Origin of the sequence: Cobetia sp. LC6, from assembly GCF_030264805.1 — a bacterium.
Lineage (GTDB): Bacteria > Pseudomonadota > Gammaproteobacteria > Pseudomonadales > Halomonadaceae > Cobetia.
This window is the reverse complement of record NZ_JASSPL010000004.1, coordinates 34894-54245: the sequence shown is the minus strand read 5'-3', so window position 1 is coordinate 54245 and position 19352 is coordinate 34894. Positions and strand designations below refer to the sequence as shown.

The window sequence follows — 19352 nt, the reverse complement described above, 5'->3', positions numbered from 1 at the left end:
GCAGGGCAGGACATTCGAGGATTTCACTCGGAAGGCGTCTTCCGTGAGCGATGCCTCTCTGCCCATAGCTCGGCGATCTTGACGACGACCTGCATCAAGGCTGTAGGCAATTCCTTGCGTGCCGGCAGGCCGGTGGCCAGCATTTCGACCAGCTCGGGCATTTCATGCACGCTCAGACCCAGCGCCCTGGCCCGCTGCTGGATGCGCTGCCCCAGCCTCTCACCCTGGGTATGCATGAAATCCATCGCTTGCTCTGCTGTGGCCCGGGGGGCATCGACAGGAGTGTCATCAGAAGGCGCGGGCGAGTCATGATCACGCACTGAATCGATGGGACGCACGTGCACCCTGGGCGCCATCCCGGCCAGACCTTGCGCGAGCACATGCTGCATCTCGCGCAAGGCGGCTTCATGATCGCCAGCGTTGCTGGAAGGTTGCGTCAGTCGCTCGATCTCGACCACCAATGCCACAGGCGCAGCGAGCTGATACCAGGTCAGGTTCAGTGCGAGCGTTGCCCGCGCGGCAGTATCACCGCTCTCACTGCTCTTGCTCTCCTCACCACCCTCACTTTCCGCACTACCGGACGCTGGCGCCTGCCCTTCGCCCTGTTCTGCATTGTCCTTCGCGGCAAGGTTTTCCTGCTCGGAAGTCACCTGTGGCTTGCGATCGCTGCTCTCCTCGTCATCGCTGCCGCCTGCAACCAATGTCAGCAACATCTTCCACTGTTGAGCCTCGCCGTGATCACTGCGGCGGCTGTCGGGTGTGGCGTCATGCGCAGACATGGGCGTCACGGCCAATGGCGCTGTACGTCGCTCCTCCTCATCCCGCGAGCGATGCCGATAAGGCGGCCCCGGGAAATAGAGACTGAAGAAGACATGCAGGCCGGGCATCAACAAGCCCTGCCAATTGAAGGGCTGACCCAGAATCAACAACAGCTGTTGCTGCACCAGCCCGCTGGCGATCGCATCCGAACGAGACACTTCAGAGGCGGCAGGTTGAGCGACGCCCAATTGCATGTTGTCGCGATAGGCACCCAGCGCACTGGCTTCATGGGCGCTGACGCCCTGTCGGGCCACGTCCACACTACCTGGCGGCAACAGCATGTCACTGCGCGGCCGTGCCATGCCTGCGCGCGCCTCACGGCGCAGCTCTTCTCGCATGTCTCGCATGCGCCAGACAAAGGCGTCCTCGCGCGTCTCTTCCCAGGGGGTGAAGCGCGCCTCCGCAAGCACCGGCCATTGCCGCCAGGCCAACAGAGCCTCCAACCTGGCATTGGCAAGCTGAGGGTGCCCGGCGAGGTCAGCCAAACCCAGGCGATTGTCGACCCAGGCGAGCAGGTCCGCCTCGTAGAAGAGCCCGCTCTGGTGCATCTGCTGGCTCAAGGCCGCCGACAGGCTCAGAAGCGATGCGTTGGACAGCGCAATGGGGGCCAGAAAGCCGGGCAAGGGATGGCCGCTGGCAAGTAGAGAAGCCAGCGTCTGCCCTTCCGGCAGCGCCAACCCGACCCGCGCAGAGGCTGAGCCGCTGGCTACCAGCTGCGACAGGGCGTCGAGCAAACGCGATATCATCTGGGTCTGCGTCGTCAGTTCGACGGAAGCACCAGACAATGCAAGAGAAGAGGAAGATGACGCGGGGACGCCGATTGGAGAAGTGGAAGCTTGCGAGGCTGACAGCAATGCTGCGCTGGCATTCGATGACGAAGACGCAGGCCTTGCGCCTGCTCCTGTGCCTGTCTGGAAAAGCTGTTGGGTGCCATCCTGACCCCTGCTGCCCTTGCCATCTTCCGCCCCCAGCCCTTGACGCGACTGGAGAGCGGAGGTCGGGAAGACGACACCGGCGTCCGCCGGCGGCGGGAGTTGTGCCGCCCTGCCCAACACCTGATGGAGCAGACTATCGATCAAGGGATTGATGCCGCTCATGTCGTGCAGTCCTCATTGCCCAAGTGTGACGTCTGGGAGCCATGCGCGCAGCCTCGGCGACCCGGCCCTGATCGCAGCTTCCTCGGGCTTTTCTGTGCTGGCTTCAGCTGCCCTGGCCATAGCTGCGGGCCAGCTTGCGGCGCGTACTCACGTCCCCGAGCACTTCCTGCAACTGGCTCTGACGCGCCTTGAGCTGGACGGTCAGCTCTGACTCCAGCGTAGTCAGCGTGCGCAGGCGTTGTTCCAGCGCCCTGCGCGTCTCGGCGTTGCCACCTCGCGGCATGCGCAGCTGCTGCATCTTCTCGATATAGCTGGCCTGCCCGCCGAGTACCGCGGGCCAGTCACCCAGGCGCGCTGAGCGCAGCATGGCATTCATCTGCTCCAACAGCTCATCGCATTGCTGGAAGGTGTCATCGGCGAGCATTGCATTGCTGTCCATGGTCAGCCCATTCCCTTGTCGTGTACGGCAATCTGACGCCAGGCGTCTCCCAGCTCGTTGAGCAGGCGACGTGCCTCGTCGAGCTTTTCTAGGTCGTTGCCCAGATTGGCCTGCATGATCAGGCGCGCGATGTAGTCATACATGCGATCGAGATTGGTCGCGACCTCGTTGCCCTGCTCATGATCCAGGCAGGCACGCAGGCCTTCGGTGACGATGCTGGTCGCCTTGGCCAGCGACTGCCCCTTGGCGGCCACGTCGCCGGCCTCCATCTGCAGACGCGCCGCCGCCAGCGCGCGGTCTGCTCCTTCGAACAACATCACGATCAACTGGTGCGGGCTGGCGGAAAGCACACCGGATTCCACGCCGACACGGGCATAGGCATTGGCGCCACGATAGCGACTCATGGTGATTGGGTTCCCTTGTTCATGACGTTTGTCAGTATCTCTGTCAGATGTGGAGCCGTCGGCGGCACGTGGCCTCGACTGCGGGCATGGCCGGACTCATCGAATCTCGCAGGCGCATGGCGGATGGTCCGGGCCTGGGCCCAGTGACCAAAGACCAATGTCTCAGGGCATCAGCCGCCGATCAGCCCGTCATGTCCCAGCTGTTTTCCAGCGTTTCCAGCTGACTGGTCAGGTAATCACTGGTGGATGTCAGGTTGGCCACCAGAATGTCGAGTTCCGTGAACTGCTCACGATAGCGCTCGATGGTGGCCTCGATGGTGTCTTCGGTCTGCTCATACTGGCTGGCGAGACTCTCCAGCGACCCTTCGATGCCTTCCTTAGTGCTTTCCAGCGTGCCATCTTCCCCGACCACCTCTTCCAGCAGACTGGACATCTGGCTGGCGAAACCACTGGTACCCGCCTCATCATCGGAGATGAAGAATCCCGACATCGCCGCCAGCTGCTCACTGTCGGCGGCCTCGATCACGGCGCTGTCGAATTCGAGCTTGCCATCGTTGGTACGGCTCACTCCCAGCGAGGAGAGCGCATAGAAATCGCCCTCACTGGTGAAATTCAGCGCCGAGGTCAGGCGGCTCTCGATGGTGCGCAGCGTCGAGTCCCCCAGCAGTTCCCCCGCGGTCCCTTCATCGGCATTGAAGGCGGTGTAATTGTCGATGGTGTCCTGAAGATCGTTGTAGGCATTGACGAAGGTCTCCATCGCCTTGCTCACCGACTCGGCGTTCTCCTTGACGGTGACCACGCTCGCAGTCGTATTGGTCTCGCTCAGCGTCAGGGTCAAACCATCCACGGCATCATCGATGACATTGGAGATGGCTTGCATGCTGATGCCGTTGACGCTGAATTCGGCATTGCGCGCCGCGACGACTTGCTCCATCCCGCTGGCGGCCGGGTCACTGCTTGTCGCGTCATAGCTCGCCGGGTCATGGCTGAGCAGGCTCTCGAGCTCTGCCACCTCGCGGCTGGTCGCGAGGCTCATCACCGCCTCGTTGCCCGTCTCATCCGAGGTCATCACCAGGCGATACGGCGTGTCGGAGCCATCATTGACGATCGAGGCCGTGACCCCGAGGCCCGCCTCATTGATGGCATCACGAATGCCTTCCAGGGTGTTGTTGCTCTCGTCGATGACGATGCTGGCGCTGCGCTCGGCATCCGCCGCATAGCTGCCGTCAGTGGCCAGCGTGCCCAATGACAGCGTCAGCGTGGTCGCGGTGCCATCACCGATGGCCTCATCGCGGCTCGCCTGCCCCGCCGTCGCCAGACTCTGCGCCTGTGCCAGCTGGGTGACAGCCACCGAATAACTGCCCGCACTCACTTCCGAGGTTGCCGTGGCACTGACGCCCGAGCCACTGGCGGTGGTCGTCATGCCGGCATAGGTCTCGGCATCGGCCAGCGCCGCGGCAGCGGTATCCAGGGATTCCAGGCGACTTTGAATCGTGCCCCAGGCCGACAACTCGGCTTCGTAACTTGCCTGCTGGTTCTCGATCGGCGTGAGCTTCTGACGCTCTGCCGTCTCCAGATCCGTCAGCAGACTGTTGAGGTCGAGCCCAGAGCCAATCCCCAGCGATGAAATCGTCGCCATATGCACCTCTCGATAGGGTGAAGGTATTTTCACATGCCCGCTGAGCCGCCATCAGGCGAAAAAGCACGCATACCGGGCGTATTTGTCTGTCTGAGTGTTGGGGCTATCGGCACGGGCCTGGTGAACTTGAGGGCTTTCTTGTTCAGATGTTCTCTTGTGTGAGCGCCGTCTTTTCATGGTCACCCGCTTCTTTCGATTCCCCTCTTTTTGGATCGCCTTCTCTTTTAAGCTCACCTTCCGAGCGCACCCCGCACTAGACCTCAGACTACAGAAAGGTAGTCACCCTACAGCGCCTACGACGTATCGCTTACCGCACCGCAAACGTTTGCGGTTCATAATTGGCGCCATTGTGAACCAGCGGATTCAGATACTGGATCGACTCATTCCTGCTTTACCCAAGGACTGCGACGTGAAACGACACGGCATCTTGAACGGACCTCTCAGTGGCCACCTCGCCCGTCTCGGCCATACCCACACCGTGGTGATCGCCGACGCAGGCCTGCCGATTCCCGAGGGCGTGCCCTGTGTCGACCTCGCGGTGGTTCCCGGCCTGCCCGCCATGCTGCCGGTACTGGACGCCCTGCTGGCCGAGCTGTGCATCGAGGCCACGACCCTGGCCGAGGAGCTGCCGGTCAAGAGCCCCTCCTTCCATGACGCCATCGTCGAACGTCTGGATACACTGGATCGTCTGTCACTCACGCCGATCGCTCGCCAGCAACTCAGTCATGAAGCCTTCAAGGCGGCGCTACCCGAGGCGAGCGTCATCGTGCGCACGGGCGAGTGCACGCCGTACGCCAACGTGATCCTGCACTGTGGGGTGCCCTTCTGATGCAGAGCCATGCACAACCGAGAGTGCTGATGGCGCTCAAGGGCATCGACAAGGGCTTCTCAGGGGTCAGCGTGCTCAAGGGTGTCGATCTGACCCTACGCGCGGGGCGCGTGCATGCGCTGGCCGGTGAGAATGGCGCGGGCAAGTCGACGCTGATGAAGATTCTCTCCGGCGTCTATCGCTATGACGCCGGCACGCTGTGGCTGCGTGACGAGGAAGTGGTCTTCACCACTCCACGTCAGGCGATGGACAGCCGCATCGCCATCATCCACCAGGAACTCAATCTGGTGCCGGGCCTGTCCGCCGGCGAGAACATCTTCCTCGGCCGTGAGCCACGCACCACGCTGGGCACCGTCGACTGGAAGCGTCTGCATCGCGATGCCCGCCAGCTGCTCGACCGCCTGCGTCAATCGCTGGATTCCCGCACCGCCGTCAGCGAGCTGAGCATCGGTCAGCAGCAGATGGTCGAGATCGCGCGTGCGCTGTCGCTGGACGCCGAGATCATCATCATGGACGAGCCCACCGATGCGCTGACCGACATCGAGACCGAGATTCTCGCCGAGGTCGTGGCCGAACTGCGCGCCGAGGGCCGCTCGCTGGTCCTGATCACCCACCGCCTGAACGAGATCTTCAGCATGTGCGATGAAGTCGCCGTGCTGCGCGATGGCCAGATGATCCACCAGGGCCCGACGGCGGAACTGGATGAGGATGGCCTGATTCGCCTGATGGTCGGCCGCGAGCTGGCCGAGCGCTACCCTTATACGCCCGCCACCCCTGATGGCGAAGCGATGCTCGAGGTCGAGGATCTCGAGGCGCCGGGCGTCAAGGGCATCAGCTTCTCGGCCCGTCGTGGGGAAGTGCTCGGCTTTGGCGGCCTGATGGGCGCCGGGCGTACCGAACTGGCCCGCGCCCTGTGTGGCGATACCCGTATCAGCGCCGGCAGCGTGAAGCTGCATGGCCAGCCGGTGCGCTTCGCCTCGCCGGCCGAGGCATTGGCCGCGGGTTTGGTGTATGTGCCGGAAGACCGCAAGCAGGCGGGCCTGATTCTCCCTCACTCGGTGGCCAGCAACATGTCGTTGAGCGCCCTGCCCAGCTTCTGTGGCACGTTCGGGCGTATTCGCCATGGCGAGGAAGCCGCCGCCGTCGAAAGCTTCGTCAAGAGCATGCAGATCAAGGTCAGCAATACCGACCAGCCGGTCGATACACTGTCCGGCGGCAACCAGCAGAAGGTGTCGCTGGCCAAGGCATTGATGCCGGCGCCGGAGCTGGTGATTCTCGATGAACCGACCCGTGGCGTGGATGTCGGCGCCAAGCGCGAGATCTACCTGCTGATCAACGAGCTCAAGCGCCAGGGCAAGTGCGTACTGCTGATCTCCTCGGAGATGCCCGAACTGCTCGGCCTGGCCGATCGCATTCTGGTGGTCGCCGACGGGCGCATCTCCGGCGAGTTCAGCCGAGAGAACGCGACCCAGGAAGCGATCATGACCGCGGCCTCCGGCCTCGAGAGCCCCCTCAGCAGTGGCAACGACGCCGCGAACGGCACGTCAACGTCCAGCGCTGCATCACGCGGCGCCACCCGCCCGTCTTCTACCCCCGATTCCTCCGCTTCCCGCCACGAGATGCCGAACTGATGTCTACTCCTTCTTCCTCTGCCGCCAGCGGCCGCCGCCTCGACGTCATGCGTCTGCTGGTCGACAACAAGGCGCTGATCGCGCTGGCCCTGTTGATCGCCGTGAGTGCCGGCCTGTCCGACAACTTCCTGTCTTCCGACAACCTGCTCAACGTGCTCCGCCAGACCAGCATCAATGCCATCATCGCCATGGGCGTGACCTTCGTCATTCTCACCGCGGGCATCGATCTGTCCGTTGGCGCGGTACTGGCGCTGACCGGCGCCTTCGCGGCCTCGATGACCGCCGCCGGCCTCTCCCCCTGGCTGAGCGTGCCGGGCACCATCATCGCCGGTGCCGGCCTGGGCGCCATTTCCGGCCTGTTCGTCGCCTTCGGTCGCATCCAGGCCTTCATCGTCACGCTGGTGGCGATGACGGTGCTGCGCGGTGCCACGCTCGTCTACACCGATGGCCGTCCGGTCTCCATCGGCGTCAGCGAAGCCGCGGACAGCTTCTGGAATCTGGGCGGCGGTTACTGGCTCGGCGTGCCGATTCCGATCTACATGATGTTCTTCGTCTACGTGCTGTGCTGGGGCGTGCTGCATCACACCCGCTTCGGACGCCACGTCTATGCGGTCGGGGGTGGTGAGAAGGTCGCGCGCCTGTCCGGCATCAACGTCAATCGCATCAAGATCAGCGTCTATGCCATCGCGGGTGCCTTCGCGGCACTGGCCGGTGCCATACTCGCCGCTCGCCTGGGTTCGGCACAGCCGAATGCCGGCACCGGTTACGAGCTGGACGCCATCGCGGCAGTCGTCATCGGCGGCACCAGCCTGATGGGTGGCCGCGGGCGCATCTTCGGCACCTTGATCGGGGCACTGGTGATCGGCGTGCTGAACAATGCGCTGAACATCATGGGCGTCTCCAGCTACTACCAGATGATCGCCAAGGGCGCTGTCATACTGCTTGCGGTACTGATCGACAGCCGTGCGCAGAAATAGAAGCGCAAGTTCGTAAGACACGACACGATTTCATTCCCTGCAGCATCGAAGACCCTCGCCCCGTGCGCCAACCACGGGGGCCCTCCAGCGGGTCGCCGACAACAATGAAAGGACCATCGCCATGAAGAAGAACGGAAAACTGCTCACCTCCACGCTGACCACCGCCATCACTGCCGTAGGCCTGAGCTTGATGCCGGTGCAATCCGCCATGGCCGACAAGATCGCGCTGGTGGTCTCGACGCTGAACAACCCGTTCTTCGTCAGCCTCCAGCAGGGCGCCAAGGACAAGGCCGAGGAATTGGGCCACGAGCTGATCGTGCTGGATTCCGGTGATGACGCCGCGCGTGAGCTGTCCAACGTCGAGGATGCTCTGTCCCGCGGTGTCGATCTGCTGCTGATCAACCCGACCGACTCCGATGCCGTGGTCTCCAGCGTGCGCACCGCCAATGGCCGTGATGTGCCGGTGGTGACACTGGATCGCAGCGCCAACGGCGGTCGGGTCGCGGCGCACGTCGCCTCCGACAACGTCGCCGGTGGTGAACTGGCGGGCAATTTCATCGCCGAAAAGCTCGCAGGCAAGGGTGAGATCGTGCAGCTGGAAGGTGTCGCCGGCGCCTCGGCCACGCGCGATCGCGGTGAAGGCTTCATGAAGGCCATCGACGGCCAGTCAGGCCTAAGCCTGGTGGCCACTCAGCCGGCCAACTTCAACCGCACCCAGGGGCTGAACGTGATGGAGAACCTGCTGCAGGCGCACCCGGGCGTGAATGCCGTCTTTGCCCAGAACGATGAGATGGCGCTCGGCGCACAGCGTGCCCTGCAGGCCGCCGGCAAGGACATTCTGCTGGTCGGCTTCGATGGTACCGACGAAGGCATCAAGGCCGTGCAGGCCGGCAAGATGGACGCCACCGTCGCCCAGCAACCGGCACTGATCGGTAGCCTCGGCGTCGATACCGCCGACAAGCTGCTCAAGGATGAAGACGTCGAGAAGACCATTTCCGTGCCACTCAAGCTGATCACCGAATAAGCGACCGCACGGCTCGCACCCTCTTCATCGCAAGATAGGACGCCGGCCACTGGCCGGCGTTTTTCCGTCTTTCCTTCAATGGCGTGTATTGCTTGCCTCGCAGGGCCAGTGACGCCCGCTCGACTTTCACCACCAGGGACAGAGATGTGATTCGACTCAAGGATGTGGCGGCACACGCCGGAGTTTCCGTGACCACGGTGTCGCATGTCGTGAATGCCACCCGCCCGGTGGCCAGTGCGACCGAGGCCCGAGTACGCGAATCAATCGCCGCACTCGGCTATCGACCGGACAGCGTCGCCCGCGCGCTGAAATCCAACCGTAGCCACACCCTCGGGATGATCGTCACCAATGCGCACAACCCCTTCTTCGCCGAGGTGATCCGCGGCGTCGAGGACCGCTGCTACCAGGCAGGCTACAGCTTGATTCTGTGCAACAGCGACGATATCGACGCCAAGCAGCTCAGCTATCTCGAGACACTGCGGGACCGACGCATCGATGGACTGGTGGTGATGACCGCCGAGAACGGTGCCGGCTTTCTCGAGGCGCTCAGCGCCCTGCCACTGCCCACGGTGATGATGGACGCCGAGCCCCAGCCTGGCTGGGACATGACGGTGGTCAATGATGATTCACGCCTGGGGGGCAGGCTCGCCATCGAACACCTGCTGACGCAGGGGATCGAACGCATCGCCCTGCTGACCGGGCCTCGCGATCATGCCCGTTCCCGCGAGCGACTGAGCGGAGCACTGGACGCTCTGCACGCCGCCGGCCTGGGGCTTGCCGAGGACTGGCAGATCGAGACCCAGCTGATGCTGGCCGACGGTCATCGCGCAGCCCATCTGCTGCTGGCCGATCCGGCCGACAGGCCCGATGCCATCTTTGCCTTCAATGATCTGCTGGCACTGGGCTGTCTGCGCGCCGCTCGGGACCTGGGCCTTGAGGTACCCACGCAGCTCTCGATCATCGGCTACGACGATATCGAGATCAGTGCCTACCTCTCCCCCGCCCTGACCACCATCCGCCAGCCGATCTATGCGCTGGGCACCACGGCCGTCGATCAGCTGATCGCGCGCCTGGAGGGCACCCCCTTCCCGGGCCAGACCCAACTGGCCCCGAGGTTGGTGGAACGCGACAGTGTCGCGCGGCCAGACCAGCGCCTTCAGGGCCAGGCTTGAGCGCAGCCGTGTTTGAGCACAGCCACGCTTAAGCACAGTAAGTATTGAGCGCCTCCAGGATAGATCACAGATCTATACCGGTAGAGCATCAAACATATCAAACACCAACATTTCTCTTATAGGTGAACACTGCCTACCCTGCCCCTCGTGAATCACCGCTGCCACGGCTGGCAGCGCGCACATGAGGACACCCAGGTGACAGGCACTCCCCCTTCCAGCACTTCCCGATCGGACACAGTCCGATCAGTTACTGTCCAGTCAGATACTGGCCGATCAGATACTGTCCAGTCAGGCACAGCCTCACCGACATCGACATCGGACGCCGACAGCACGCCCGCCATTGGGCGTGGTCTGCTGTTGCTGATGGCGATCGCGGTCGCTGCAACTGCCGCCAATCTGTACTACAACCAGCCGCTGCTGGCAGAGATGGCCCGCTCACTGGGCGTGAGCCACGGCATGATCGGCCTGATTCCCTCCGCGACCCAATTCGGCTACGCCGCCGCCATCCTGCTGATCTCGCCGCTGGGCGACACCATGGACAGGCGCCAACTTATCCGCAATCTGTCCATCACCCTGGCACTGGCCTCACTGGGCATCTTCCTGGCCCCCAGCTTCTGGCCGCTGTTGCTGGCAAGCTTCGTGGCCGGGCTGGGCGCCAACATCACCCAGCAACTGATTCCGCTGACCGCCTCGCTGTCCACCCCCGAGGCGCGCGGCAAGAGCATCGCCACCCTGATGACGGGGTTGACCATCGGCATACTGCTGTCACGCACCCTGAGCGGCAGCATCGGCGAATACTGGGGCTGGCGCAGCGTCTTCCTGGTCGCGGCCATCCTCGCCGTCATCATCGGTGCGCTGCTGCATCGTCACCTGCCCAGTCGCGCGCCTGCCGTGCAGATGGCCTACCCCAGACTGATCCTCTCGATGGGCACGCTGTTCAAGCAACATGCCCTGCTGCGAGAGTCAGCACTGACCGGCGCACTGTGGTTCGCGGCCTTCAATGCCATGTGGGCGACGCTGGCCATTCACGTCACCGATGCGCCGTTTGACTACAGCGTCCAGCAGGCGGGGCTGTTCGGTATCATCGGGCTGGCCGGCATCTTCGGGGCCAAGGCGGCGGGCCGTCTGGTCAATCGTGTCGGCGCAGGGCGCCTGATCAGCTTCGCCCTGGTGATGGTGCTGGCGTCCTTCGCGGTGCTCGGCCTCTGGGGAAACAGCCTGGCCGGACTGATCGTCGGCATCATCCTGCTGGACCTGGGCGTCTTCGCGGCCCAGATTCCCAACCAGGTGCGCGTGTTCTCGATCGACCCCAAGGCACAGAGCCGCATGAACGCCGTCTACATGCTGTGCTACTACCTCGGTGCGGCAGCCGGTTCCGCCATCGGCGTCAAGATGATGAGCGTCTACGGCTGGCAGGGCATGTCGCTGTTCGGGCTGGTACTGGCAGCGGTGGCACTGGTGCATCATGGTGTAAAGCAGCGTCGCTCGGCCTCTTCATCACAGTGAGATCAGGACAGTGAGACTAGGACAGTGAAACGAGAGCGCAAGCGAAGCGTTGGGTGGGCAAGCGAGGCGCGAAAGAGAGACAACGCGAAAGTGATGAAAGCGAAGCGATGAACGGCTGAGAGCCTGAGATGGCGCCTGGTCAACACGTCGAGTCATGGGCATTCACACCCCATGCCACGGCAGCTGGCCAGGCGCCTGAAATGGTGGCGCAATTCAGGTAAACTCTGCGCGCCATTTCGGTGCGTCGCCGAGGTGGTACGCGATTCACGACCCGTTATCGGGGCAAGAACCCGTCAAACCCTCGAGATCCACATGAAGCTCATCGTCAAACTTATCCTCGGCATCATTGCCGGCCTGCTGATCGGCCTGATGGCCCCGGATGCCCTCGTACGTGCCGCGCTGACCGCCAAGGTCATCATCGGCCAGCTGATCAACTTCACCATCCCGTTGATCATCCTGTTCTACGTCATGAGCGGCATCGCGTCGCTGCCGAAGAATTCCGGCGCCATGCTGGGTCGCACCGTCGGCATGGCCTACGGGTCGACGATTCTGTCCGGCATCTTCGCCTTCCTGGTGGCCAGCAACCTGCTGCCCGGCATGCTGTCCGGCATGGCGCCGGTCACTGAAGGCCGCGATGCCCTGACTCCCTTTCTCGATCTCGAAATCCCCGCGGCACTGCCGGTGATGACGGCATTAGTGCTGGCCTTCGTCTTCGGTGTGGTCATCAGCCGCCGCGAACTGCCGACCCTGAAAAGCGCCGTCTTCGAATCGCGTGAAGTGGTCGAGGTGTTCCTCAATCGCGTCATCATCCCGCTGCTGCCACTGTTCATCGCCGGCACCTTTGCCGAGATGGCCTACGAGGGCAAGGCGCTGTCGACACTGGATACCTTCTGGAAGGTGCTGGTGCTGGCGATCGTGATGCACTGGATCTGGCTCAGCACGGCCTACCTGATCACCGGTCTGATCCAGCGTCGTTCTCCGCTGGGCCTGTTGCGCAACATGCTGCCGGCCTACCTGACGGCGCTGGGCACCATGTCGTCGGCGGCGACAATCCCGGTCAGCCTGCGTCAGACCAAGGCCAACGGCGTCAGCGATGAAGTGGCCAACTTCAGCGTGCCGCTGTGCGCCACCATCCACCTTTCCGGTTCAACCATCACCATCGTCACCTGTGCTACTGCCGTGATGATGATGAGCCCAAATCTGGCGCTGGCAAGCCTCGGCGAAGTGATTCCGTTCTTGATCATGCTGGGCCTGACCATGATCGCTGCGCCCGGGGCGCCGGGTGGTGCGGTGATGGCGGCACTTGGCGTGCTGGGCAGCATGCTCGGCTTTGGAGAGGCGGAACTCGGCCTGATGATCGCGTTATATCTGGCCCAGGACAGCTTCGGCACCGCCACCAACGTCACCGGCGATGGCGTGATCGCGCTATGGGTCGATCACTTCGCACGCCGCGATGGTGTGGTGGCTACGCCGGGGCCAGCTGCCGCGACCGGCGAAGCACCGGTGGCACGCTCACAGCCGTGAGCTTCCATATGTGCTGAGCCGTGAGCTGCCGTTGTGCTCAGCCGTGCGCTGAATTGGACTGAGCCACCTGCGCGGATAGTCGTCAAAAGCCCCGTCTTCTCTCGGAGACGGGGCTTTTTTCATGCCCGCAGTCAACCTTACGATCACCTCCACGGTCTTCCTCACGGTCGTGCTCGCGATCATCCTCTCAGCCACCCCGCAGGATGGCGTGCCTGGCAGCGAGGTGAGACATGACGCCGCGCCGTGCCTGACACCCACAGGCCAAACAGCTACCATTGGCGCCTACGCGCGAGAGCTGTCATTGCTGCCGTACGCCATCACCCTGTTACCGTTGTCGGAGTGCCAGATGTCCCTGCTTTCCCCTGCACTGTCCTGTCGTTTGATATCGCTACCGATATCTCGCCCGCGTCTGGCACGCATGTTCGCCACCCTGTCGCTCACCACTGCCAGCCTAACCCTTGCCCAGCACACCAGCGCGCTGGAGATCGGCATGCCTGCCGATGGCGGCGTCAGCGTCAGTCCCGCCGTGATGCTCGAGGCCGAGGGCACCCTCGACGACCAACTGAGCAGCCCGCTGATGCTCAAGCAGTTCTCAAGCCACGAAGCCGTGGAGCAAGGGCTGAGCGATGGCAGCCTCGACGCCGCCTACCTGACACCGCAGATGCTCAAGGCACTGGCCGACAGCGGCATGTCACTGCGAGTGCTGGACGGCGCGGATCTCGACGATGTCAGCCTGGTCGCGCGCGATGAACTGATCCGCTACACCGAATTGTTCGAGCCGCAGGAGCTGCTGATCCGCTTCCTCAATGACACCACGCGTGCGGTGCGAGTGGTGATGCGCGATGACGATGCACGCTCGCATCTGGCGCTGAAGCAGTGGGTCGAGGTCAAGGTCGGCTCCAGCATGCAGCTGGTCAGCCCGCGCTCGCTGGAAGAACTGGAAGGCGATGAATATGTCGGGGATGCGCCTCAGGCACTGATCAACAGCCGCAAGATGCATGCCGCCTTCCTCAACGGCGATGACGCGACGCGTCTGGTGGCCTTGCATCCGCTGTCCAAGGATTGGCTGCCGCGCGCCGACATGCTCGACCTGCCGCGCATGCTGCTGGTCAGCCGCGCCGATATCGAGGATGCGAGCCTTGAGGCCGAGCTCGAGTCGCTGTCCGTCGCACACGCCCGCATGCAGCAGAGCCTGCACGGCGAGGAGCCGATGAAGCTCGCCTTCACGCTCAAGCAGGCCTGGCCGGCGGATGCCGGTGAGGCGCCGAGTCTGCCCAAGGTGGTGCATGCGCTGAACGGGCGCGCTATCCCGAGCGCCGACATGCGCACCGCCCTCAAGGACTGGCTGGGCGAGCAGCAGTCAGCGGTCAGCTGGCCTGCTATTCAGAAGTAGCTACAGCAGTAGACCCAGGTGAAGACCCGGCTGTAGGCCCAACAGTCATGCCCGCCACAGGGCAAATGACAGACACAAAAAAACCCGCCGATTGGCGGGTTTTTTCGATCAAGGGCAACGATCAGGCGTCGAGGGCTTCAGCGATCTGGGACTGAGCCTTCGGGCCGATGCCCTTGACTTCAGAGATCACGCCATCAGCGTGAGCCTTGCGAACCTTGGCAACATCGTCGTAGCCAGCGTCAGTCAGGGCACGGATAGCGGCAGCGTTGAGGCCGAGGTCTTCCAGAGAGGTCGCATCGGCTTCTTCGGTCGCTTCCTCGACGGCTGCGCCCATCGGCATCATGCGAGACTGGGCGATGGCCTGTTCGCGTGCCAGACGTGCCTTGTACTGCACCAGCTTCTGGTTGAACTCGTGTTCGACCTGCTTGCGGTGCTTGTCAGAGGCTGCGGCTTTCTCGCTCAGGCGTTCGTTGCGAGCGCGCAGGTCTTCGACTTCCTTCTTTGCCTTGTCACGGGCATTGCGGAGCTTGTCGGCTTCTTTGCTGGCTTCACGCAGCTGACGCTCCAGCTCCTTGATGCGGGCGTTCTGGTCCTGCTTGGTGTCCTGCTCCTGAAACAGGGATGCAAGCTGGTCGTCAAGATTAGCGTCGGTCATACTGCTATGTTGCCTCGAATAATTGATAAAGAGCTAAAGTCTGGGCGCACATTCTACCGCAGTTCTTCAGTTTGTGCTGCATTTGAGCGCAACCCGAGCGGGATGAATGTGAATCGGGAGTCCTGCATGGGGCAATATTACCCCAACTGTGTGACATCGCCAGCCACGGATGAACCAGTCATGGACGATCCAGTCATGGACGATCCAGTCGTGGAGGATACCGAGCGCGGGATGAGACGGCACTGAACGCACACGACAATCGCATGTCGGCGCCGTGGCGCAGGTCACGGAAAAGACAGCCCGCTTTCATGGGCTGTCTTTTTTACTCGGCGACCCAGCACTTGCGCAGGCCTGTCAGCACAGACCTCAGAGCCTGCACCGGACTCAGTGCTTGCGCCAGTCCTCGAGCTTGTCGCTCAGCTGCTGACGACGTGCTTCGGGCGATGCCAGCGTCTCGGATTGATGGCCTTCCCCGAAGCGATTCTCGAGATAGTCCATCAGATTGATCAGCTCATCATCGGTCAGGCTGTCATCGAAGGCCGGCATGAAGACACTGTGACCATTGTTCTCACGCTGCACGCCATTGAGGATCGCCTGGGCCAGATTGTCCGGATAGACACTGCCGGTCACGCTGTTGTGGAACAGCGATGGGTAGTAGCCATCCTGGGTGCCGGCACCATCCGCGCCGTGACACATGGCGCAGTGGCCCAGATACAGACGCACGCCCGGCGTGGCATCGGTCAGCTGGCCGATCAGATCTTCATCGTCGGGACGCTTGTCCAGCGGCTGACCGCGCAGCAACAGCACATCATCGGCCGGTGCCCCCTGATTGAAGCGCGTGGCGACCTGCGGCTCGCTTTCGGCCTCGCGATCACCATCATTGACCGCCTCGCCCTGCTCGCCCTTGCCATCCACCGCCGGAATCGACTTCAGATAGACCGCGATGGCGCGCAGGTCGTCTTCACTCATGTAACGCATGGAGTGCTCGACCACATCCGCCATCGGGCCGCCAGCCTGCGCCTTGCCCTTGAGGTTGCCGGTCGCCAGATAGGTCTGGATATCCTGCTCGCTCCAGCTGCCCAGACCATCCTGCATGTCCGGCGTGAGGTTGAAGGCGCGCCAGCCTTCGATCATCGCCCCGCCCAGATAGCCTTCTTCATCACCGGTCAGCGCCGTTTCCTGGAAGGCGAAGCCACGCTCGGTGTGACAGCTGCCACAGTGGCCCGGCCCCTGGACGAGATAGGCGCCACGGTTCCAGTCGGCACTCTTGTCCTCGTGGTCCTGCCACGGCTCCAGCGGCGAGAAGATCTCTTCCCACAGCGCCATCGGCCAACGCATGTTGAGCGGGAACGGAATCTCGCTTTCGCGGTTGGGCGTGCTGCTCGGCGCCACCTCATGCATGTTCCAGGCATAGAGCGCCTTGATGTCCTCATCCGTCAGACGAGCGTAGGACGGGAACGGCATCGCCGGATAGAGGTTGTGACCATCGGCAGCCTCGCCCTCGCGCAGCACACGGGTGTACTCCTCGAGGGTGTAGTTGCCGATGCCGTGCTCGGTGTCCGGGGTGATGTTGGTGGCGTATATCTCGCCCACCGGGGTCTCGAAGCCGAGGCCACCGGCATATTCATCGCCGTCCTCGGTGCTGTGACAGGCCGCGCAATCACTGGCGCGCGCCATGTACAGGCCCTTCTCGATCAGCGCGGGGTCATCGGTGGCGGCCTTGTCGGCTTGTACCTGTCTGGCGTGCTCATCCTCGCCGCTGCCGCAGGCGCTGAGCAACATGGCACTGGTGCCCGCAATGGCGGCCAGGCGGACGGCACGGGTCAGGCGTGCGGGGCGAAGGGTCGGGCGGGCACCGCGACCTTTCTCATCAATGGCATCACGGGTGCCAGCAGTACGGACGTGCGGGACCATGCTTATATTTCCTGTTCGAGCAGATCGGCAATACGCAGAGACAACGCCGCGATGGTCAGGGTGCAATTGACCGACCCGACGGTGGGCATGCTGCCGGAGCTGGCGACAAACAGGTTGTCATGGCCATGCACTCGGCAATCGCGATCCACCACGGAGTCTTTGGGGTTGTCTCCCATCAGGGTCGTACCGCAGATATGCTGGTTGTTGGAGAACTCATCACGGAACGCGATGTCGGTGCCTCCCATCAGCTGAGCGATACGCGCATATTGTTCACGGGTATGCGCGGCGCTGCGCTTGACGTAATCATCGATAGCATAACGGAATTCCGGGCGCGGCAGGCCGAGAGCGTCACGTTTTTTTGACGGCGTGATGCGATTGGCGGCCTCTGGCAACAGCTCGTGGAAGCTGTCGAACTGCACATAGCGGCTGGCCCGATTATCGATTTGCGCCTGCAGATCCGCGCCGAGCCTGAGCGGTGTTTCCGACAGCACCTCCGTGGTCATCTGCTGCGTGCGGGCAATGTTGGACAGGTGCAGCTTCTTGGATGCGAAGCCCTTGCGGAAGTCGCCGTCACGCCAGGTGATGATCGAGGTCATCTCCTGAGGGCCACGCCCCGCCCACAGCGGCTCATCGGCCAGAAAGCTCACCCCGGTACCGGGGTGATCCATGAGATGCCGGCCGACCATGTCGTTCTGGTTACCCACCCCATCGGGGGTATGGGCGTTGACTGACATCTGCATCAGCTTGGGGGTCTCGATGCCATTGGCCGCCAGCACCACCCGCGCCGCACTCAGGCGATGCTGCTTGCCGTCGGGGTCCAGATAGCGCACCTCGCGAATCTTGCCGCTGGCGTCGCTTTCCAGATGATGCACGATGGCATTGTCGATCAGTCTGGCACCGGCACGTTCGGCCTTCTCGACATGGATGATGCCGGAATACATCGCACCGATCGGGCAGATGGGCATGCAGTTGTTGTTGCCGCAGCAGGTCGGGCGCTCATCATAGGGGCGGCTGTTGCGCGCCACCGGCTCGGTGACCATGTCAAAGCCGTGGGGATTGATACGCTCGCTGACCCGCCGCTCGTTCCACGACAGCGGCAGCGGTGCCATCGGATACTCGGCGCTGCGCGGGCTACCCAGATCGACATCATTCGGCCCCCAGACACCCAGCGCGACCTCGGCACGGAAGTAATAGTCTTCCAGGTCGTCATAGCCGATCGGCCAGTCGCGCCCGACGCCATACTCGCTCTTGAGCACGAAATCGCTGGGCAGAAAACGCCAGGCAGACGCCGCCCAGTGCCAGGTAGTGCCGCCGACGGCACGAATGTACTGGGCGTCGTAGGGTTGCTCCCCCTTCTGTACCAGATAGTCGGCATTCTCGCCGTAGAGCATCGGATGGGGCGCTGCGTTGGTGGCAGGATAAGGCCCCATGAAGTCCATCTTGTTGGCCTGGTTGCGGAAGCGCTCGACGATCTGCCAGCGCTGCATGCGCGGGCCTGCTTCCAGCATGAGGACCGACTTGCCGGCCTCGGCCAGGCGATGTGCGATCAGGGCGCCGGCGACACCAGACCCGACCACGATCACATCGGCATCATACGAACGGGATTCCTCGGCCATGCAGGATTCTCCTCGGGAAATTGGGAACAGCAACAGGAGCGGTCAGGACGCCCCTGGAAGGTCTGGCACGCGGGCGATATCAGAAGCGGAGGTCTCAGCACGAACCCGAGGCCCTACCATCCGTCACGCGCAGATCTGAAGAAGGCGTGACCAGTCAGGCCTTGGGTGCCTCAGCCCAGAACCCCGGACGGTTGGGGCAATAGGTACGCACCACCTGCACATCGCGCGGCCCGGCATACATGCCAGCGCGCTCGAAGGCGATGACCTCGGCGTCAGGGTCACTGATCGACTTGCCGACCGTGCCGAGCATCCAGGCCTGCAGCAGACGGCGCACCAGCGCCATCTCACCGTCGCTCAGGTCTTCCTTTGTCACGTACTCTCGCGACTCGCCCAGGGCCAGCAGGCGGGTCTTGAGGGCCGGCAAGCTGCCGACGCCGGGTACACCCTCGGCCGGAATTCTCGCCAGCGCCTCGAAGTAGCGCTGGCCCAGCCACTTATCCAGGGTCTTGTCGCTGAGCAGCCAGCGCGACAGGACCATGAACGTCGCGAAGGCACTGTCATCCTGCGTCTGTTGATCGTCAGCGACCGTCTCGGCCAGGGCCTGAAGGGACAGGCCACCGAACACGGCCATGCCTGCTCCACCGAGTCCCAGCTTCAATAGCTGGCGACGTGAAGGATCAGTAGCACTCTGGGATGTCGACATGCGGCCCTCC

At 63.1% G+C, this 19352-nt stretch carries 16 protein-coding genes; 8 read left to right on the top strand and 8 right to left on the bottom strand.

Annotated elements, in window-relative coordinates; translation table 11 throughout:
* Positions 1–23: 23 nt before the first annotated feature.
* From QQF40_RS06690 to fliD, 4 genes are all read right to left on the bottom strand, one after another.
* Complete coding sequence (locus QQF40_RS06690) at positions 24–1916, bottom strand: hypothetical protein (RefSeq protein WP_285460776.1); 1893 nt, start codon at positions 1914–1916, stop codon at positions 24–26.
* Positions 1917–2019: 103 nt separating this feature from the next.
* Entirely contained in the window at positions 2020–2355 is a 336-nt protein-coding gene (locus QQF40_RS06685) for a flagellar protein FliT (protein WP_153635842.1), read from the bottom strand.
* A gap of 2 nt (positions 2356–2357) precedes the next feature.
* Positions 2358–2759 (bottom strand): flagellar export chaperone FliS, encoded by a 402-nt coding sequence (gene fliS, locus QQF40_RS06680; protein ID WP_153635843.1) that lies wholly within the window; start codon positions 2757–2759, stop codon positions 2358–2360.
* Positions 2760–2940: 181 nt separating this feature from the next.
* Positions 2941–4398, bottom strand: coding sequence for a flagellar filament capping protein FliD (gene fliD / locus QQF40_RS06675; RefSeq protein WP_285460775.1), 1458 nt, complete (start codon positions 4396–4398; stop codon positions 2941–2943).
* A 175-nt stretch (positions 4399–4573) separates the two neighbouring features.
* Here fliD and rbsD point away from each other — a divergent pair, with 175 nt between their 5' ends.
* From rbsD to QQF40_RS06635, 8 genes are all read left to right on the top strand, one after another.
* Positions 4574–5227 carry a D-ribose pyranase gene (rbsD, locus tag QQF40_RS17095; RefSeq protein WP_217485810.1) on the top strand — a complete coding sequence of 218 codons (654 nt, stop codon included), beginning with the start codon at positions 4574–4576 and terminating at the stop codon, positions 5225–5227.
* A complete protein-coding gene (locus QQF40_RS06665; RefSeq protein WP_285460774.1) occupies positions 5227–6858 on the top strand; it encodes a sugar ABC transporter ATP-binding protein in 1632 nt (543 codons plus the stop codon). The genes rbsD and QQF40_RS06665 overlap by 1 nt, the downstream gene beginning before the upstream one ends.
* On the top strand, positions 6858–7835 hold the full coding sequence (rbsC, locus tag QQF40_RS06660; protein WP_107334720.1) for a ribose ABC transporter permease: 978 nt from the start codon (positions 6858–6860) through the stop codon (positions 7833–7835). The genes QQF40_RS06665 and rbsC overlap by 1 nt, the downstream gene beginning before the upstream one ends.
* A gap of 121 nt (positions 7836–7956) precedes the next feature.
* The gene (gene rbsB / locus QQF40_RS06655) at positions 7957–8859 is read left to right on the top strand and encodes a ribose ABC transporter substrate-binding protein RbsB (protein ID WP_285460773.1); all 903 of its coding nucleotides are present in this window, start codon (positions 7957–7959) and stop codon (positions 8857–8859) included.
* A 146-nt stretch (positions 8860–9005) separates the two neighbouring features.
* Positions 9006–10031, top strand: coding sequence for a LacI family DNA-binding transcriptional regulator (locus QQF40_RS06650; protein ID WP_175088818.1), 1026 nt, complete (start codon positions 9006–9008; stop codon positions 10029–10031).
* 363 nt (positions 10032–10394) lie between these two features.
* Positions 10395–11537: an MFS transporter gene (locus tag QQF40_RS06645; protein ID WP_285460772.1), complete on the top strand. Its 1143-nt coding sequence runs from the start codon at positions 10395–10397 to the stop codon at positions 11535–11537.
* Between the two features lie 312 nt (positions 11538–11849).
* Positions 11850–13061, top strand: a complete 1212-nt coding sequence (locus QQF40_RS06640) for a dicarboxylate/amino acid:cation symporter (protein WP_285460771.1) — start codon at positions 11850–11852, stop codon at positions 13059–13061.
* A 121-nt stretch (positions 13062–13182) separates the two neighbouring features.
* Positions 13183–14454 carry a hypothetical protein gene (locus tag QQF40_RS06635; protein WP_285460770.1) on the top strand — a complete coding sequence of 424 codons (1272 nt, stop codon included), beginning with the start codon at positions 13183–13185 and terminating at the stop codon, positions 14452–14454.
* Between the two features lie 121 nt (positions 14455–14575).
* On the opposite strand, the gene QQF40_RS06630 is transcribed toward QQF40_RS06635, so the two are convergent.
* The 4 genes from QQF40_RS06630 to QQF40_RS06615 form a co-directional block, all read right to left on the bottom strand.
* Positions 14576–15109, bottom strand: a complete 534-nt coding sequence (locus QQF40_RS06630) for a hypothetical protein (RefSeq protein WP_175088822.1) — start codon at positions 15107–15109, stop codon at positions 14576–14578.
* A 384-nt stretch (positions 15110–15493) separates the two neighbouring features.
* Entirely contained in the window at positions 15494–17023 is a 1530-nt protein-coding gene (locus tag QQF40_RS06625; protein WP_285460769.1) for a c-type cytochrome, read from the bottom strand.
* 2 nt (positions 17024–17025) lie between these two features.
* On the bottom strand, positions 17026–18639 hold the full coding sequence (locus QQF40_RS06620) for a GMC family oxidoreductase (RefSeq protein ID WP_285460768.1): 1614 nt from the start codon (positions 18637–18639) through the stop codon (positions 17026–17028).
* 154 nt (positions 18640–18793) lie between these two features.
* Positions 18794–19342: a sugar dehydrogenase complex small subunit gene (locus QQF40_RS06615; RefSeq protein WP_285460767.1), complete on the bottom strand. Its 549-nt coding sequence runs from the start codon at positions 19340–19342 to the stop codon at positions 18794–18796.
* Positions 19343–19352 lie beyond the last annotated feature (10 nt).

Bases quoted from the DNA above. Each gene is read 5' to 3' on its own strand.
- QQF40_RS06690 (WP_285460776.1), bottom strand. From the start codon at position 1,916: ATGAGCGGCATCAATCCCTTGATCGATAGTCTGCTCCATCAGGTGTTG.
- QQF40_RS06685 (WP_153635842.1), bottom strand. From the start codon at position 2,355: ATGGACAGCAATGCAATGCTCGCCGATGACACCTTCCAGCAATGCGAT.
- fliS (WP_153635843.1), bottom strand. From the start codon at position 2,759: ATGAGTCGCTATCGTGGCGCCAATGCCTATGCCCGTGTCGGCGTGGAA.
- fliD (WP_285460775.1), bottom strand. From the start codon at position 4,398: ATGGCGACGATTTCATCGCTGGGGATTGGCTCTGGGCTCGACCTCAAC.
- rbsD (WP_217485810.1), top strand. From the start codon at position 4,574: ATGGTCACCCGCTTCTTTCGATTCCCCTCTTTTTGGATCGCCTTCTCT.
- QQF40_RS06665 (WP_285460774.1), top strand. From the start codon at position 5,227: ATGCAGAGCCATGCACAACCGAGAGTGCTGATGGCGCTCAAGGGCATC.
- rbsC (WP_107334720.1), top strand. From the start codon at position 6,858: ATGTCTACTCCTTCTTCCTCTGCCGCCAGCGGCCGCCGCCTCGACGTC.
- rbsB (WP_285460773.1), top strand. From the start codon at position 7,957: ATGAAGAAGAACGGAAAACTGCTCACCTCCACGCTGACCACCGCCATC.
- QQF40_RS06645 (WP_285460772.1), top strand. From the start codon at position 10,395: ATGGCGATCGCGGTCGCTGCAACTGCCGCCAATCTGTACTACAACCAG.
- QQF40_RS06640 (WP_285460771.1), top strand. From the start codon at position 11,850: ATGAAGCTCATCGTCAAACTTATCCTCGGCATCATTGCCGGCCTGCTG.
- QQF40_RS06635 (WP_285460770.1), top strand. From the start codon at position 13,183: ATGCCCGCAGTCAACCTTACGATCACCTCCACGGTCTTCCTCACGGTC.
- QQF40_RS06630 (WP_175088822.1), bottom strand. From the start codon at position 15,109: ATGACCGACGCTAATCTTGACGACCAGCTTGCATCCCTGTTTCAGGAG.
- QQF40_RS06625 (WP_285460769.1), bottom strand. From the start codon at position 17,023: ATGGTCCCGCACGTCCGTACTGCTGGCACCCGTGATGCCATTGATGAG.
- QQF40_RS06620 (WP_285460768.1), bottom strand. From the start codon at position 18,639: ATGGCCGAGGAATCCCGTTCGTATGATGCCGATGTGATCGTGGTCGGG.
- QQF40_RS06615 (WP_285460767.1), bottom strand. From the start codon at position 19,342: ATGTCGACATCCCAGAGTGCTACTGATCCTTCACGTCGCCAGCTATTG.